This window comes from Desulfuromonas acetexigens, from assembly GCF_900111775.1.
Taxonomy (GTDB): Bacteria; Desulfobacterota; Desulfuromonadia; order Desulfuromonadales; family Trichloromonadaceae; genus Trichloromonas; species Trichloromonas acetexigens.
Map to the genome: position 1 here is coordinate 272,375 of NZ_FOJJ01000037.1, position 16,490 is coordinate 288,864.

A 16,490-nucleotide genomic window follows, 5' to 3' on the forward strand; every position below is an offset into this window, starting at 1 on the left:
TGTAGTTCAACCGAATTTATTTTGATTCCGCCAAAAATCCGCTTGTCCCACCAGTACCCCGCCCCTTCCGACTAGCCAAACCATCGCCTTCGCTTTATAATCAAACGCGGTTTTTCTTGCCAGAACACGATTCGTTTTTCGTACATAAACACCTTGGCCCGTCATTTCACCTCTTTTTAAAAGGAGAAAATTTCATGGCTTCCAGATTTCTTTCCCTGCTCCTCCTGCTGCTCGTCGCCTTGCTCGCCCTGCCGGGGGGCCGAGTCCTCGCGGACGACAAGGCCGATCCCCTGGCATCCTGGAAACCGGCCTTTGACCCGAGCGGCGCCAAGTACACCTATCTGCTCTCCAACGTCTCCCATCCCGCCATGGAGGGGATCTCCGCCGGCTACCGGATTCGCGACAAGGTCTGGGAGCGCAGCAACGGCCAACTCTATGTGGACTTCCGCCCCCTCTCCCAGCTCGGCGGCGAGAAGGACGTGCTGAGCAAACTGCGGATGGGCGCAATCCAAGGGATTATGTGCTCGTCGGTGGCGGCCGCCAACGTCGCTGACAAGCTCGGCATCGTCAACCTGCCCTACGTTGTCGATACCTTCGAAAAACTCGATAAATTTCGCGCCAATGAAGAACTTTTCCGGGAATTTGCCGAGAGCGCCAAGCCGGCGGGCCTGAAGGTCGTCGACATCACCGGCTACGGCACCTACGGCTGGGCCAGCACCGTCCCCGTGCGGACCCTGGCCGATGCCGCCAAGGTCAACTTCCGTATCGCCGAGGCGCCGGTGAACACCGATCTCTACAAGGCCTGGAAGTTCAAGTTCACGGTCATGCCCTGGCCCGACGTCCCCCAGGCGCTGCAGACCGGCGTCATCAACGGCCTCGACCACACCCCGACGGTCTGTAACATCACCAAAAAGTTCGACATCGCCAAATACTTCACCGAAGTGAACTACGCCCAGGGACTCTTCATCCACATGATCAACCAACGCTGGTTCGACAAGCTGCCGGCCGACCTGCAACAGGTGCTGATCGAAACCATCGAGGAGGAGAGCGCCAACTCGCGGGCGCTGACCAAGGCCCAGCATGAGGCGATGATCGCCGACGCCAAGGCCAAGGGGGTGGAATTTTTCACTCTCTCCGACGACGACAAACAAAAATTGATCGAGATGGCAGCGCCGATGCTGGACACCTGGGGAAAAAAGATCGGTCAGGACTATCTGAACAAGGTTCAGGCCGCGCTCAATCCTTGATGCGTCACGCCCGCCAAAATCCGGCCGGGGAGCATGTCTCCCCGGCTTTTTCGGGATTTTTTCCATGCTGAAAAAAACCTTCAAAACTATCGACCGAACCATCGCCGCCATCGAAGACTGGTCGCTCTTTCTCGCGGTCAGTCTGGCCCTGTGCGCCGCCATGGCCAATGTCGTGCTGCGCAAAACCACCGACATCAACCTCTATTGGTCCGATGAAGTGGTGCGCAAGGTGATTTTTTTCACCACCTTTGTCGGCTGCAGCGCCGCCGTGCGCCACCGTTCCCTGATCCGCATCGATGCCCTGCCGCAGATGCTCCCCATTCTCAAGCGCGCACTCACCCTCTTCAGCCATCTGGCGGTCCTGGCCTTTTCCGCCACCCTGGTCTGGCTGGGGGGACAGCTGACCCTGGAGATGTACGCCGACAGCTATGCCCGCACACCGACCCTGCAGATTCCCGAATGGTATTTTTACGCCGTCCTGCCGGTGGTGGGGGCGATGATGTTTTTCCGCACCTTGGTCGTCATGGTCGAGGATTGGCAGGGGGAGCGGGAAGACTGATCCGCGCCTGACCCATCGGAGCCCTTTTACTTCAGCAACGACAGGTTCATGGAAAACAGCTATCTGATCATTCTGGCCGTACTGCTCGGCGCTCTTGCCACCACTGTACCGGTCTTCATGGCGCTCTTCTTCACCGGGCTGCTCGGGCTTTCCTGGCTGATGGGGATCGATCCCCGGATTGTCATCGAAGTCCTCTACCGTAGCATGGACAAGTTCGCCTTGATCGTGGTCCTCTTCTTCGTCCTCTGCGGCAACGTCATGACTACCGGGACGATTGTCGAAAAGCTGATCAAGACCGCCAACGTCCTGGTTGGATGCCTTCCCGGCGGGCTGGCCATGGCCGGCATCCTCGCCTGCGGCCTCTTCGGCGCCATTTCCGGTTCAACCGTGGCCACGGCCGTCGCCATCGGCGGCTTCATGATCCCGGCGCTGATCGACAACGGTTATGACGAGAGTTTCAGCGTGGGAGTAATGACGACGGCGCCGATTCTCGGCATCGTCATCCCGCCGTCCATCGCCATGATCCTCTACGCGATGGTCACCAACGACTCCCTGGAGGCGCTCTTTCTCACCGGCTTCATCCCCGGCGCCCTGATCATGCTCGCCATGTCCATCTATGCCTTTTTCGTCTGTCGGGCCAAGGGTTACGCCGTCCGTCCGCGGCCGACCCTGGCCGAAGCCGTCGCCACCCTGAAGGAAAGCTTCTGGGCTCTGCTCTTGCCGGCAATCATCTTCATCGGTATCTACGGCGGCATCTTCACCGCCAACGAAGCGGCGGTAGTCGCCTGTTTCTACGCCTTTTTCGTGGAGATCGTCATTCACCGCGACATGCGTCTGCGCGACGTGAAGAAGGTCATCGTCGCTTCCGCCATCACCTCGGCGACCCTGCTCATCATCGTCGCCGGCGCCTCGGTTTTCGGCGAATACCTGACCTTCGAACAGATTCCCGACAAAATTGCCAACGGCGTCGTCGGCAATATCCAGTCCCCCTGGGTCTTTCTTCTAGCGGTGAACATTCTGCTGCTGGTCATCGGCATGTTCATGGACATCATCTCGGCGACCCTGATCCTGACTCCGATCTTTCTGCCGCTGCTCGCCAAGTTCGGCGTCGACACCATGCACTTCGGCCTGCTCATGACCATCAATCTGGGGATCGGCTACTGCACCCCCCCGCTCGGCGTGAGCCTCTATATCTCCGGGGCGACAGTCAATCGTGACCTGCTCTATGTCTCGCGGGCGGTCTTCCCCTTTCTCATGATCCAGATTCTGTTGCTGCTCCTCTTCACCTTCTGGCCCGATCTCGTTCTGCTCCTGCCGCGCCTGATTTACGGCTACGGCGGTTAGCCCCGGAGGACGCCTGCCATGAGTGACAAAATTCTCGTCCCCCTCGACGGCTCGCCGACCGCGACGCGCGTCATCCAAGGGATCATCCGCGACCAACGGCGGTTGTTCGGCGAACTCACCCTGCTCCATGTTCTCGATGAAGACAAGCTGAACTACCGCATGATTCCCGATTTCCAGGTGGAAATGATTCGGGAGCATGCACGCAAAGCCGCCCGGCAGATTCTTGAGACGCACCGCGAAAACCTCGCCCGGGGCGGCGTGGCGGCAGAGATTCGCCTCGCCTCCGGATCACCTCGGCAAGTCGTCTGCCGCATCGCCAAAGAAGAGAGCTTCAACCTGCTCATTCTCGGCCGGCGGGGGACCGGCGAGATCCGCGACATGCTCTTCGGCTCGGTGGCCAACTATGCCCTGCATAACGTCAGTTGTCCGGTTCTGCTTTTCTGAGCGGAAATCCGGGCGCGACCTGAGTTGGACTCGGCCAAAAATACAAGGAATCACGAGAAGTTAAAAAAAACTCTAAAGAAAAGTTGGCGGGGCCTATTGACAAAAACCCGGCGTCTTCATGTAAAATGAAGATCTATTCGATGAACCGCCGTGAATTGGGGGAATTCCCGGCCCCACCAAATGAAAAATCCCGACAAGACATGACATGGTTTCCCGGCATTGCCGTGCGCTGGCGCGAGCATCCTGACCCATCCACCCAAGGGGAAAGTCCCAAAGGAATGCCTGAATGTTTTCTCGGCTTTTGACACTCCAACTTCTGTTCCTTGTTGCGCTGACTCTAGTGGCAATGCCGGTGGCTGCCCAGGAAATTTCCCGGCCGCTCACCTTTTCCGGCCCGCAATTCGAAATCGAAGATCTCAACGCCGACCTCCATTCGGACGGTCGGATTCTCGTGGTCAGCGGTCGGGTTAAAAACAACGGTTTCTCCACCGTAACCGGCTTTGCCACGGTCTACTTCAAAAGCTCCGATCATTCCGTGCTCAAAGCCATGGATGTAGAAGTCAATCGCAACCTGCCCATTGCGCAGGGACAATCGGGATTTTTTGAAACCAGCACCCGCGTCGACAGCATCGGGGGGCTCGCCAATGTTTCGGTGGAATTTACCGAAACCGGAAGAATGCTTAAATAGAAATACCGGGTTTCAACACACGGGAGGAACCCGTAACCGCCGTAACGGCACTCATCAACGGGGAACAACGAAGGAGGAAACATGAAGAAGCAAGTCGCAATCGTCGCAGGGATGTTCGTATTGGCCAGTGCTAGCGCTTTCGCCGCCTCGGACATCAAGGGAGCTCTGATCAACCAGTCCAATGCCCAGGGCGCCGCCAACATCGCCATCGGCCAGGATAACAAAGCCGCCATGGGCGCCCTTGGCGTCAGCGATTCGGCGATCAAAGGGGCGGTGATCAACACCTCCAACGCCCAAGGCGCCGCCAACATCGCCATCGGCCAGGGCAATGAAGCCAACATGGGCTCCACCGGCATCAGCGGCTCCGACATCAAGGGCGCCGTCATCAACCAGTCCAACGCCCAGGGTGCGGCCAACATCGCCATCGGCAAGGACAATACCGCCAACATGGGCTCCACCAACATCAAAGATTCGGCCGTCAAGGGCGCGGTGATCAACACCTCCAACGCCCAAGGCGCCGCCAACATCGCCATCGGCGAGGGCAATGAAGCCAACATGGGCTCCACCAACCTCAGCGGTTCCGACATCAAGGGCGCCGTCATCAACCAGTCGAACGCCCAGGGCGCAGCCAACATCGCCATCGGCAAAGACAACACCGCCAACATGGGCTCCACCAACATTAAAGATTCGGCCGTCAAGGGTGCGGTAATCAATCAATCCAACGCTCAGGGCGCCGCCAACATCGCCATTGGCCAAGGGAACACCGCCAACATGGGCTCCACCAACATCAGCGGCTCCGACATCAAGGGCGCGGTGATCAACCGCTCCAACGCCCAGGGCGCCGCCAACATCGCTATCGGCCAGGACAACACCGCCAACATGGGCTCCACCAATATCCAAAACTCCGCCGTCAAGGGTGCGGTCATCAATACTTCCAACGCTCAGGGCGCAGCCAACATCGCCATCGGCAAAGGCAACGAAGCCAACATGGGCTCGGTGACGGTTAAGTAATTCCGTTCAATACGCCGCCCCCGCTCAGGGCGGGGGCGGCGATTTCATGGCAAGACCCGATGAGCCCGTCGATGCCGGCCAGGCGTGACGGGTTCCTTTTAAGAAAGGACCATGGTGATGACAGGCAAATACTGGGGCACACTCTTTCTGCTCGTCGGTTTACTCCTGGCCGGCACCGGTGTCGTCCTGGCGGATGACCTGGATGACGGCATCAGCAAATTCACTGATGACGGCGTGAGTAAATACGATGAATTGGGGGAAAAGGACCGCAATATCAGCTTTATCGTCCAGGATGCCAAAAGCCGCGCCAACGTGCGCGCCCAGGCCGGACAAGAACAAGGCATGGCCGGCACCAGTGGCGGAGGGAACATGAACAGCGTAATCATGGGTCCGGGCGGAAACGTCAGAGGGGACATCATCATCATCGACCAGAGCAAGGGTGACAAGACCCAGGTGGTTGAATAACCGAACCCGTTCCGGTGGATCGCATACAGTGATGAAGGGATAGATAGATGGAAAGCATTGCTCGCTCTTGTCGATATCTGCTGTTGCCGCTTTTTCTGCTGCTGGCCGCCTGCGCCGGCCTCGATCCGGCTAACGTGGACGTCCAACTGCCAGAGTCGGCGCCTCAGGCGAAATCAACCTCCTACACCCAGGCCTTGCGCGATCTGGGGCTCATGACCGAAATTTACGGCTCTCAGATAGTCAAGATCCAGAGCAATCCCATCGGCGACAATACTGGAACTTCGGGAAGTACCGGCGGGGAAATCCCCCGGGACATCACCGAAATAATCAAGAGTTCGCTGAATTCCATCGGCGGACAGGTGACCTTCATCCCCTACGATCCCGCCTTCATCCAGAACCAGATGGTGACTGGCTACTCAAACTTCGATAACAAGCTGATCCCCGATGTCGTCATCAGCGGCGGCATCACCGAATTCGACCGCGGCCTGGAAACGCGCGGCAAAGGGACCGATGCCGGGGCTGAAGCGACCTTCACCAACGCTCCTGGTTGGGTTCCCTCCAAATCGGTCAGCCTCGATTACAGCGACACGGACAAAATCGGACTGGCCCGCATCACTCTCGATTTCAACCTGCTTGACTTTCAGACCATGGCCGGTATTCCTCGCATGAATACCACCAACAGCATGGAAGTGAGCAAGGGTATGGCCGAGCGGGAAATCGGCATCACCCTCTTCGGCCCCACCTTCGGCCGCAAAGGCTCGATCAAAAAGGTTCAAGGTCGCCATGCGGCAGTACGACTGCTGGTGGAAGCCAGTATGATGCAGATTGTCGGAAAATACCTCAATCTCCCCTATTGGAAGCTGCTTGGTGAAGATGCCGAACCGGACCAGGTGGTCATGGATTCCATCTCCCAGGAATTCTACCGCAGCAGCGAAGCACAACGGATCGCCAAGGCGCAGGTCTGGCTCTTCCTCATGGGACACAACGTTCCGGTTAACGGCGTTCTCGATCAGCCGACACTGGCGGCCCTGACCGCAGTCGACTCCTCCGTCTCTATGCAGACGGCCAGCATCAGCGTTGAAACCTACGGCAAGCTTTTCCAGTCCGTCCCCATTAAACCGGCCACCCTCGGGCGCCGGAATATGCTGCTCAGCGGCGTGACTCCGCCCGCCACCCCTGTCGCAGCGCCGCCGCTGCCGACACCGACTCCGGCACCCGCGACCGTGCAGTCCGCTCCGACCCCGACACCGGCTCCCAAACCCGCACCAGCCCCGGCTCCGGCCCCCTCACAGCCGGCATCGCGGACGGCTCAGGCCAGCAAGGCCGCCGCGGCTGCCGCAGCCAGTAAGCCGACCCCGCCACCAGCACCCAAAACCGCACCGGCGCCGGCCCCGGCACCAGCATCGAGCGGTGGTTCGGTCGGGCGGAAGCTTAGCGACGAGGAATGGTAAGAAAATGCCGACCAAGACTCAACATATTGTCGCGATCTCCCTGCTGATCAGCGCCTTTGGTCCCGGCGCCGCCCTGGCGACCGCGGGCAATCGTGTCATGGTCGAGGAGCGGGTGAAGGAGTTGTCCGAACTCAATCAACAACTCCTCGAGCAGGAAGAACTCCCTCGGGACGGAAAGCTCGAACTTAAAGCTGAGGCCCGATACCTACAGGACGGATCGATCAATCTGCAGGTTTACAGTCGTAAATTCTCCACCGTCGATGAAAAACCCATCACCTTTGACGGGCAGCAAACCAGAATGCCCGCCCAATAGAGGAGCCTGACATGCCGAGCAAGTATCCTGTTTTTTTTCTGGCTGTGCTGAGCTGCCTAATGCTGGTGGCAACGCCGGCCGTGGCCGGCAACAAACGCATCATGAGTGTCAAGGCCGCGAAGGTCATGGCGGAACGCGCTTTGGTAGAATCGGTTTATGGTCTCAAGCTGCGGGCCGAGGAGCGGGTGGAAGACATGGTTTCCGCAAGTTTCATCGGCAATACCGAATCAAAGACCGCCGCCCAGATCAAGGGGATTGTCTTCGAGGAGGTCATCTACGACGCCAAGCAGGATATCGCTCAGGTCACAGCTTCGGTAAAAATGCCGAGCATCACCAACATCGATGGGCAGACGGTAAACCTCGGCAACAAGGTCTTCCGGCGTGTCGGCTTCGCCACCTCCACCCCCAAGGAGGCTGGTCCCCTTAAGGCTCTGCGGGCGGCGGAACTCGACGCCTACAAGGAACTGATCAAACAACTGGTCGGCTTCGAACTGGAAAGCCATACCACCGTAGAAAACTTCATGTTGACCTCGGATGTGGTTAAAACCAAGGTCATGGCGACCCTCTTTATGGCGGAGCTCACTGAATACGGCTGGACCCCGGAAGGGGATGCCTATGTGAAGATGCAGCTCAACCTGAAAGAGGCCTCGGAAGTTCTGGGGCAGAACATCATCACCGACCGGGAAATCATTGACGTCGAAGGGCAGGGCGCTCAAGTGGATGATTTCACCACCGCCAACGGAAAAAAATAGATGATTTCCGGAGTCCCCATGGATATTCAGCCGCAAAAAGGTCGTTTCAAATATTTCTGTCTGGGTCTGCTCGCCGCCCTGGCCGTGATGCTCTTGGCCGGAGCCGGCGACATCGTCGGCGCCAACAATTTCGGCCCGCCGAACTACGGTCGCTATCAGATTTCATCCTGGAGTTCCGACTTCGGTGATAAAGGCGGCGGCTTCGGTCTGTTCATGGCTGACACCGCGACCGGCGAAGCCAAACTTGTTTACAGCCGGGTTTTCGGCGAGGTCGGTAACGGTGAGGTCAAAAAGGATGAACTGGGTAAGCCCTTCGGCAGTATCAAGTAGTCATCGACCACAAGGGCACACAAATGATCAATCACACAGATCTTAAGGAGCAGCCATGCGCGCTCGTCACCTAAAAACATTCCTGATCCTTTCCTGTACCGGAATTCTACTTTTCTCGGGACAAGGATGGGGAGCCGTCCAGATCAATATCGGTTCCAACATCGTCAATACCGGTAACGTCAGCGGCTGCGTTCAAGGGAGCGGCTCCGCTAAGGAAGAAAGCCGCTCCCTGCCGGCCTTTCACGGATTGGAAGTTGACGGCGCCTACACCGTACGGATTACCTGTCAAAAGGATCAAAGCGTCGAAATCTCCGCTGACGTCAACCTGCTTCCCTTGATCCTGACCGAGGTTCAAGACGGGATTTTGCGCGTCACCTCGAAAAAATCGATCTGCGCCAGCGCGCCCATGACCCTGACCATTGCGGTGGAGGCCCTCAACCTGATCCGCTCCAGCGGTGCCAACGAGTTTCAGGTACAAAATCTTAAAGGGGAGACCTTGGACGTCGAACTTTCCGGCTCCAGCACCATGACCCTGGACGGGGCGGTCGACGAACTGAAGGCCAAAATCGATGGGGCCTCGGGACTTGTCGCCGGGGAATTGAAGGCTCAGCAGGTTTCCGTGGCGATCAGCGGCGCCGGTTCCGCCGAGGTTCATGCCGACAAACGGTTACAAGGGGACATCAGCGGCGTCGGCAGTATCCGTTACTCCGGGCAACCTGGGGAAGTGGTAAAAAACATCACCGGTTGGGGAGATATCACCCCTGTTGATTGAGTTGAAAAAGGGCGTCTCCAAAGGAGTCGCCCTTTTTTGATTCCCATGAACACATCGTCAACTCGACGCCTTTCCTTTTTTAATCCCCGGAGATCTAGACGTCCACTTCTGATTTCATCCCTGCTAAAGGGGTGGGGCGATCTTCACCGATGGAAAAGATCCGGGGAAAATAACGAGACTCGTTGCTTTAAACTTATTTTTGATATATATTGTAAATCAAATAAAGGAGGTCTCGAAGATGGATTTTCTCTGGTTTATTGGACTTATCGTTTTGTGGTATGTCATTAACCGCTGGATTTTGCCCCGACTGGGCGTACAAACCTGACTCTCCGACTCATGCAGCCTTCCCGTGCGGAAGGACAAACAATCCGAAAACAAAACGGGCAGCCCTTAGGCTGCCCGTTTTGTTTTTTTTGGCGCCTACGGAAGATCAGCGCAAAGGGGTGGCACAGCGTGGGCAGGTCAACATGCTGGTCGATGGCACCTTGTGCCCACAGGTCGGGCAGTTGAACCAATATTTGCAGAACTTGCACTGAGGCTCGGAAAGCCCCTGTTTCTTTTTGCACTTGGGACACTGCCGATACATCTTGCGGGACTCCATATACTCCTTGAAGAGCAGCCCGCAGCGCGGACAGACCTCCACCCCCGGCTTACCGATTTGAGCACCGCACCCCGGCGCCGGGCAAAGAAATACCGTCTTGCACGCCTTGCACCAGTACTTGCCTTTTTGTTCTTCCTTGCATACCGGACACTTTTCCATAAAACCTCTCTTCTTCCCTTTCCGGGCAATAACAATCGCGGAAACACCTGACCGCGACATTCCCGGGAACCGGTTTTCGGCCCGAAGATGACTTCGGCATGAAATGATTTTTCGCGGAGCGGAGCAGGCCTGGGATTAAACCTCGGGAGGGGAGAACCGGAACGCCGGGCCACCCCGGCGCTCCGGCTGGAGGGAAATCAGTCGATCTTCTTGAAGGCGCTCTTTGCGGCGTTGCAGACCGGGCAGGAACCGGCGGGCTCACCCTCATGGGTATGGCCACAGACCTGACAGACATAGTAGTCAACGGCCTCGTTGCGCCCCAGATTGTCGAGGGCTTTCTGATAGAGCGCGGCGTGCTCCTGCTCGACGGCATTGGCGAACTTGAAGTTGCGCAGGGCCGTCTGCTCCCCTTCCGCCTCGGCTTCGGCGATCATACGCGGATACATGCTGGTGAATTCGTGGGTTTCCCCACCAATGGCGGTGCGCAGATTTTCCGCCGTGTCGCAAATGCCGCCCATGGTCCGCAAATGGGCATGGGCATGGACGGTCTCGGCATCGGCCGCCGCCCGAAAAAGCTTGGCCACCTGCAACAGACCTTCCTGCTCGGCTTTTTTTGCAAAGGCCAGATAGGTTCGGTTGGCCTGAGACTCCCCGGCAAAGGCTTCCTGAAGATTTTTACGGGTTTTGCTTTCTTCCGTCATTCCGTTACTCCCTGATCGATGGGTTGAGTCTTTTTCATGTTCCCGCTATCGACGCTTGCGCCCGGGAACTGCGGCATGTTCACAGGCTTGAATTTTAACCGCCTCAGGTTTTCTGTCAATCGAAACGGAGCTCCGCCACAGGGGGCCGATCCGCCTTTTGCTTGCTTCGCTCGGGAAAAGGGCTTAGCATTAATCGTTCACATCCACGAAGACCCCCCCCTTCCCGATCAGGAGACGGCTCGATGAACGATTACCGGGTGGAGAAACTGGAAGTCCACGTCACCCTCTTTCTCGCCGACGGCGTGGTGCATGAAGGCATCCTCTTCCTCAGCCCCTTCAGTCCCTCCCACAGCGGACCGCAGCGGATGGTGGAGATGTTTCGCGAGACGGATGTCTTCTTCCCCTTCAAGGATAAAAGCGGCCGCTTCGCTCTGGTCAACAAAAGCTCCATCACCCATGTCCGGTACCCGCTTCAGGACGAAGATACGGAATTCGGCGACCGCAACCGCGTGCGCCTGACCTTCTACGGCGGCGAGCTGCTGGAGGGGGAAATCACCATCGCCATGCCCGCCGGAAAAAGCCGCCTGCAGGATTACGTCAATTCCACCCCCGGCTTTTTCTGTCTCTACAGCTCCGATGCCCACTATATCGTCAATGGCGACCTGATCCGGGAAATCTCCCCCGCCTGAGCCCCGATCCTACAGGTTGAGATAGGCGCGCAGATAGCGGCCGGTGTGGGAGCGGGAATCCCGTGCTACATCCTCCGGCGTGCCGACGACGACAATCTCCCCCCCGCGGCTCCCGCCCTCGGGACCGAGGTCGATAACGTGGTCGGCGGTCTTGATCACGTCGAGGTTGTGCTCGATGATCACCACGGTGTTGCCGCTTTCCACCAACCGTTGGAGCACGTCGAGCAGCTTCTGGATGTCGGCGAAGTGCAGTCCGGTCGTCGGCTCGTCGAGAATGTAGATGGTCCGGCCGGTGGCGCGTTTGCCCAACTCCTTGGCCAGCTTGACCCGCTGCGCCTCGCCGCCGGAAAGGGTGGTGGCGCTCTGGCCGAGCTTGATGTAGCCGAGCCCCACGTCGCGCAGGGTTTCCAGCTTGTTCTTGATGCGCGGAATGTTCTCCAGAAACTTCGCCCCCTGGTTGACGGTCATATCCAGCACCTCGGCGATGCTCTTCCCCTTGTATTTCACCTCCAGCGTTTCCCGATTGTAGCGCGCCCCGCGACAGACCTCGCAGGTGACAAAAACATCGGGCAGAAAGTGCATCTCGATCTTGAGGATGCCATCCCCTTCGCAAGCCTCGCAGCGCCCCCCCTTGACGTTGAAGGAAAACCGTCCCGGTTTGTAGCCCCGCACCTTGGCCTCGGGCAACTGGGCGAAAAGATCGCGAATGTCGGTGAAGACCCCGGTGTAGGTGGCCGGATTGGAGCGCGGCGTGCGGCCGATGGGGGACTGGTCGATGTCGATGACCTTGTCGAGCGACTCCAGGCCGAGAATGTCGTCGACCTTGCCGGCTTTCTCGCGGCTGCGGTAAAGACGCTGGGAGAGCGCCTTGTACAGGGTGTCGATGACCAGGGTCGACTTGCCGCTGCCGGAAACCCCGGTGACGCAGGTCATCACCCCGAGGGGGATTTTCACGTCGATCCCCTTGAGATTGTTTTCCGCCGCGCCTTTGACCTCGATGTAACGCTCGCTTTGCCGCCGCTGGGCCGGCAGGGGAATGGAGAGCTCGCCGGAGAGATAGCGCCCGGTCAGGGACGCCGGGTTGGCGAGAATTTCCTGGGGCGTCCCCTGGGCCACCACCTCGCCGCCGTGGACCCCGGCCGCCGGGCCCATGTCGATGACAAAGTCGGCTTCGAGGATCGTTTCCTCGTCGTGCTCCACCACCAGCACCGTGTTGCCGAGATCTCGCAGCCGCTTCAGGGTTTCCAGCAGCCGCCGGTTATCCCGCTGATGCAGGCCGATGGAAGGCTCGTCGAGGATGTAGAGCACCCCCATCAGGCTGGATCCGACCTGGGTGGCGAGGCGGATACGCTGCCCTTCTCCGCCGGAGAGGGTGCCGGCGGTGCGGTCGAGGGAGAGATAATCGAGGCCGACATGGGAGAGGAAAGAGAGCCGCTCGCGGATCTCCTTGAGGATGCGTCGGGCGATCTCAGCTTCCTGCTTCTCGAAATGCAGCTCGGCGAAAAAGGCTTCCGCCTCGGTGATGGACAGGGCCGTCACCTCGCGGATGTTGCGGCCGCCGACGCGCACGAAGAGCGATTCCTTGCGCAGCCGGGCGCCGTCGCAGGTGGGGCAGGGCATGACGTTCATGAACTGGCCGAGATGCTCCCGCACCCCATCCGAATCGGTCTCGCGGTAACGCCGTTCCAGGTTGGGGATCACCCCTTCGAAGGGTTTGTGGTAATACTGGCGGCGCCCGCCCCCCTGATCAAAGTAGAAGCGCACCTCCTCCTTGCCTGAACCGTGCAGCAAGACCTGGCGCACCCGCTCGGGGAGTTTCTCGAAGGGCTGGTTGATGTCGAAACCATAATGGTCGGCCAGCGCCTCGATCAGCTGAAAGTAGTAGCCGCCGCCCCCTCGCGTCTCCCAGGGGACGATCGCCCCCTCGCGCAGGGAGAGGGCCGGGTTGGGCACCACCGCCTCGGGATCGAAATACATCCGCGTCCCCAATCCCGAGCAATCGGGACAGGCGCCGTAGGGGTTGTTGAAGGAAAACATGCGCGGGGCGATCTCCGGGTAGGAGATACCGCACTCGACGCAGGCGTGCTGTTCGGAAAAGAGCAGGCTTTCGCCGTCGACGACCTCCACCCGCACGATCCCTTCGGCCAGGCGCAGGGCGGTTTCCAGGGAATCAGACAGGCGTCCGCGCACATCCGCCTTCACCACCAACCGGTCGACCACCACCTCGATGGTGTGTTTTTTGTTCTTGTCGAGCGCGATCTCCTCGGCCAACTCAAGCATCTCGCCGTCGATGCGCACCCGCACGAAACCGTCGGCCAAAAGCTGCTTCAACTCCTTGCGATACTCCCCCTTGCGGCCCCGAATGATCGGCGCCAGCAGGAGCAGGCGGGTCTTTTCCGGCAGGGCGAGGATGCGGTCGACCATCTGCTCCACCGACTGGGAGGCAATCTCCTTGCCGCAGGAGGAACAGTGGACGCGGCCGACCCGGGCGTAGAGCAGACGCAGGTAGTCGTAGATCTCCGTCACCGTGCCGACTGTCGAACGGGGATTGTTCGAGGTGGTCTTCTGCTCGATGGAGATCGCCGGCGACAGCCCCTCGATACTCTCCACATCGGGCTTCTGCATCTGCCCAAGAAACTGGCGGGCATAGGCCGAAAGACTCTCGACGTAGCGGCGCTGCCCCTCGGCGTAGATGGTGTCGAAGGCGAGGGTGCTCTTACCGCTCCCGGAAACCCCGGTGATGACCACCAGCTTGTCCCGGGGAATCTCGACGTCGATGCATTTCAGGTTGTGCTCGCAGGCACCTTTGATAACGATTTTATTGGCCATGAAAACCGGTGATTCGTGATGGGTGATTGGTTATAAATGCGCCGCCATCTGTTCGGCCATTTTCACCGCCGCGACCAGGCTTTCGGCGCTGGCTTTGCCGGTGCCGGCGAGGTCGTAGGCGGTGCCGTGGTCAACGGAGGTGCGGACGATGGGCAGGCCCAGGGTGACGTTGACGCCGTCGTCGAAATGGAGGAGTTTCAGGGGGATCAGCCCCTGATCGTGATACATGCAGACCACCGCGTCGTAGCCCCCCCGGACGGCGAAGTGAAAGAGGGTGTCGGCGCTGTGTGGGCCACTGGCGGCGATCCCCTCGGCCTGGGCGCGGGCGATGGCCGGGGCGATCAGGCGCGGTTCCTCGTCGCCGAACAGCCTTTGCTCCCCGGCATGGGGATTGAGGGCCAGCACCGCGATGCGCGGCTCTTGCCGCCCGAAGAAGCGGCGGAAGGCGGCATCGGTGATGCGGATCGTTTCCAGGATCTCCCCTTCGCTGAGCACCCGCGGCACCTCGGCCAGGGCCAGATGGGTCGTCACCAAACAGACCTTGAGACGTTCGCCGGCGAGCATCATCACCACCTTGCCGACGCCGCAGCGCTCGGCCAGCAGCTCGGTATGGCCGGGAAAATCGCAGCCGGCGGCATGAATCGCCGCCTTGCTGATCGGCGCCGTGACCATGGCCGCCACCTCGCCGGAAAGACAGGCGTCGCAGGCCCATTCGATGTAGCGGAGCATGGCCCGGCCGCAGGGGATATCGGAGCGACCGTAGATCAGCTTGTCCGCCGCCAACTCCGACAGCGGCACGACGTCGAGGGCGCGCCCGGCGAAGACGAGTCGTAGCCGCTCGCCGACCGGCACAACCTCGCAGGGGACACCAAAGACCGTCGCTGCCCGGCGCAGCACCGCTGGATCCCCAGCCACCCACAGGGGACGCGAGAGGGCATCGAAAGCCCCCTCCAGCAGAGCCTTGACGATGATTTCCGGACCGATCCCGGTGGGGTCGCCCTGGGTGATGACAAGCGGTCGCTGCATGAAAAACTCCTGATTTCGCTCAAGCACCGGACAGGGGACCAGTATAGTTCAAACCCCGAAAGATGGATGAAATAAAAAAGCCCCGCCGGCAAAGGCGGGGCTTTTGCTCATCGTCGGCAAAACTTCCGCTACTCCCGGATATCGATACGGGCCGATTTGCGCAGGCCCTCGGCCCAGCTTTTGAACGCCCCGTCGGTCTTCTGCTCGGTGAGGGTTTTGGCGATTTCATCCTTGACGGCGTCGAACTGCCGCACCGAGCCGGCATCACGCTCGACCACCTTGAAAAGATGGAAGGCCTCAGGGGTCTCAACCGGTTCGCTGACCTCCCCTGCCGTGAGACCCTTCACCGCTTCGGCGAAGGCTGCGGTCAGCTCCTCTTCGGCGAAACGCCCCATGTCCCCCCCCTGGGCCCGTCCGTCCCCGGAATAGTTCGCCAGCAGCACCATGAAATCCTCACCGCCCCGCACCCGCTCCCGCGCCTCTCGGGCCCGGGCCCGCACCGCCTCGACCTCTTCGCCGCTGGGGCGATCGGGCAGGGGAAAAGTGATACGGGCGAGATGGACCATCGGCTCCTGCCGGTAATCGTCGATATGCTCGCGGAAGTAGTCGAGCATCTCCTGCTGGGTGACATCGACCTTGCTCTTGACCTCGCGGCCGAGAAGCTTGAAGCGCAGAATCTGTTCCCGCAGCTTCTCCTGATAAGCATCGAACTCCATCCCCTGCAGCCTCAGGGCTTCGATCAGTTCCTCGCGAGTCAGCTGGTTCTGCAAGAGGACATCGCCGATGGCCGCCTCGATCTCTTCCTTACTTACCTCCAGCCCCAGCTCCTTGACCCGTTGCCGCACCAGGGTTTCCTCGATCAGGCTGTTCAACGCCCGCTGGCGCAGTTCGCTCAGCTGTTCAGGGGCCATAAGGGCCTGGGCCTCGGCGCCCATCTGCCGCTTTTCCAGCTCCTGTTCGATCTGATGCTGGGTGATGATGTCCGTGTTGACCACGGCGACAATGCGGTTGACGGTTTGCGCGCCGAAAAGCGTCGCGGGAAAGAGCGCCAACATGGCCAAAAGGGCCAGAAAACGATTCATCGTTTATCCTCGGATGGAAAGTGATAG

General features: G+C 59.5%; 19 protein-coding genes. 14 read left to right on the plus strand and 5 right to left on the minus strand.

The window, feature by feature from the left end; all coding sequences use genetic code 11:
* The first annotated feature begins 194 nt into the window (after positions 1 to 194).
* The 13 genes from BQ4888_RS13545 to BQ4888_RS13605 all read left to right on the plus strand — a co-directional run bounded on the left by BQ4888_RS13545 (position 195) and on the right by BQ4888_RS13605 (position 9,376).
* A complete protein-coding gene (locus BQ4888_RS13545) occupies positions 195 to 1,247 on the plus strand; it encodes a TRAP transporter substrate-binding protein (RefSeq protein WP_092057790.1) in 1,053 nt (350 codons plus the stop codon).
* A 64-nt stretch (positions 1,248 to 1,311) separates the two neighbouring features.
* Positions 1,312 to 1,806: a TRAP transporter small permease gene (locus BQ4888_RS13550; RefSeq protein ID WP_092057791.1), complete on the plus strand. Its 495-nt coding sequence runs from the start codon at positions 1,312 to 1,314 to the stop codon at positions 1,804 to 1,806.
* 48 nt (positions 1,807 to 1,854) lie between these two features.
* Complete coding sequence (locus BQ4888_RS13555; RefSeq protein WP_092057792.1) at positions 1,855 to 3,150, plus strand: TRAP transporter large permease; 1,296 nt, start codon at positions 1,855 to 1,857, stop codon at positions 3,148 to 3,150.
* Positions 3,151 to 3,168: 18 nt separating this feature from the next.
* Positions 3,169 to 3,594 carry a universal stress protein gene (locus BQ4888_RS13560; protein ID WP_092057793.1) on the plus strand — a complete coding sequence of 142 codons (426 nt, stop codon included), beginning with the start codon at positions 3,169 to 3,171 and terminating at the stop codon, positions 3,592 to 3,594.
* A gap of 125 nt (positions 3,595 to 3,719) precedes the next feature.
* The gene (locus tag BQ4888_RS17390; RefSeq protein ID WP_140396660.1) at positions 3,720 to 3,899 is read left to right on the plus strand and encodes a hypothetical protein; all 180 of its coding nucleotides are present in this window, start codon (positions 3,720 to 3,722) and stop codon (positions 3,897 to 3,899) included.
* The gene (locus tag BQ4888_RS13565) at positions 3,881 to 4,282 is read left to right on the plus strand and encodes a hypothetical protein (protein ID WP_092057794.1); all 402 of its coding nucleotides are present in this window, start codon (positions 3,881 to 3,883) and stop codon (positions 4,280 to 4,282) included. The genes BQ4888_RS17390 and BQ4888_RS13565 overlap by 19 nt, the downstream gene beginning before the upstream one ends.
* Positions 4,283 to 4,363: 81 nt before the next feature.
* Positions 4,364 to 5,293 carry a hypothetical protein gene (locus BQ4888_RS17610; RefSeq protein WP_092057795.1) on the plus strand — a complete coding sequence of 310 codons (930 nt, stop codon included), beginning with the start codon at positions 4,364 to 4,366 and terminating at the stop codon, positions 5,291 to 5,293.
* A 111-nt stretch (positions 5,294 to 5,404) separates the two neighbouring features.
* Complete coding sequence (locus BQ4888_RS13575) at positions 5,405 to 5,758, plus strand: hypothetical protein (protein WP_140396661.1); 354 nt, start codon at positions 5,405 to 5,407, stop codon at positions 5,756 to 5,758.
* A 47-nt stretch (positions 5,759 to 5,805) separates the two neighbouring features.
* Positions 5,806 to 7,209, plus strand: a complete 1,404-nt coding sequence (locus BQ4888_RS17615) for a DUF4384 domain-containing protein (protein WP_170232873.1) — start codon at positions 5,806 to 5,808, stop codon at positions 7,207 to 7,209.
* A gap of 4 nt (positions 7,210 to 7,213) precedes the next feature.
* The gene (locus tag BQ4888_RS13590) at positions 7,214 to 7,522 is read left to right on the plus strand and encodes a hypothetical protein (protein WP_092057798.1); all 309 of its coding nucleotides are present in this window, start codon (positions 7,214 to 7,216) and stop codon (positions 7,520 to 7,522) included.
* Between the two features lie 11 nt (positions 7,523 to 7,533).
* The gene (locus BQ4888_RS13595; protein WP_092057799.1) at positions 7,534 to 8,274 is read left to right on the plus strand and encodes a hypothetical protein; all 741 of its coding nucleotides are present in this window, start codon (positions 7,534 to 7,536) and stop codon (positions 8,272 to 8,274) included.
* A gap of 18 nt (positions 8,275 to 8,292) precedes the next feature.
* The gene (locus tag BQ4888_RS13600) at positions 8,293 to 8,604 is read left to right on the plus strand and encodes a hypothetical protein (RefSeq protein WP_140396662.1); all 312 of its coding nucleotides are present in this window, start codon (positions 8,293 to 8,295) and stop codon (positions 8,602 to 8,604) included.
* Positions 8,605 to 8,659: 55 nt separating this feature from the next.
* Positions 8,660 to 9,376, plus strand: a complete 717-nt coding sequence (locus BQ4888_RS13605) for a head GIN domain-containing protein (protein ID WP_092057801.1) — start codon at positions 8,660 to 8,662, stop codon at positions 9,374 to 9,376.
* 430 nt (positions 9,377 to 9,806) lie between these two features.
* On the opposite strand, the gene BQ4888_RS13610 is transcribed toward BQ4888_RS13605, so the two are convergent.
* Positions 9,807 to 10,136 carry a hypothetical protein gene (locus BQ4888_RS13610; RefSeq protein WP_092057802.1) on the minus strand — a complete coding sequence of 110 codons (330 nt, stop codon included), beginning with the start codon at positions 10,134 to 10,136 and terminating at the stop codon, positions 9,807 to 9,809.
* Positions 10,137 to 10,333: 197 nt separating this feature from the next.
* Complete coding sequence (locus BQ4888_RS13615; RefSeq protein WP_092057803.1) at positions 10,334 to 10,837, minus strand: rubrerythrin family protein; 504 nt, start codon at positions 10,835 to 10,837, stop codon at positions 10,334 to 10,336.
* A 242-nt stretch (positions 10,838 to 11,079) separates the two neighbouring features.
* Here BQ4888_RS13615 and BQ4888_RS13620 point away from each other — a divergent pair, with 242 nt between their 5' ends.
* A complete protein-coding gene (locus BQ4888_RS13620) occupies positions 11,080 to 11,526 on the plus strand; it encodes a hypothetical protein (RefSeq protein ID WP_092057804.1) in 447 nt (148 codons plus the stop codon).
* A 9-nt stretch (positions 11,527 to 11,535) separates the two neighbouring features.
* Here the strand turns inward: BQ4888_RS13620 and uvrA are convergent, their stop codons facing one another.
* The 3 genes from uvrA to BQ4888_RS13635 all read right to left on the minus strand — a co-directional run bounded on the left by uvrA (position 11,536) and on the right by BQ4888_RS13635 (position 16,463).
* Positions 11,536 to 14,355, minus strand: coding sequence for an excinuclease ABC subunit UvrA (gene uvrA / locus BQ4888_RS13625; RefSeq protein WP_092057805.1), 2,820 nt, complete (start codon positions 14,353 to 14,355; stop codon positions 11,536 to 11,538).
* 30 nt (positions 14,356 to 14,385) lie between these two features.
* Positions 14,386 to 15,381 (minus strand): 4-hydroxythreonine-4-phosphate dehydrogenase PdxA, encoded by a 996-nt coding sequence (pdxA, locus tag BQ4888_RS13630; RefSeq protein ID WP_092057806.1) that lies wholly within the window; start codon positions 15,379 to 15,381, stop codon positions 14,386 to 14,388.
* 128 nt (positions 15,382 to 15,509) lie between these two features.
* Positions 15,510 to 16,463, minus strand: coding sequence for a SurA N-terminal domain-containing protein (locus BQ4888_RS13635; RefSeq protein WP_092057807.1), 954 nt, complete (start codon positions 16,461 to 16,463; stop codon positions 15,510 to 15,512).
* Positions 16,464 to 16,490: the final 27 nt, after the last annotated feature.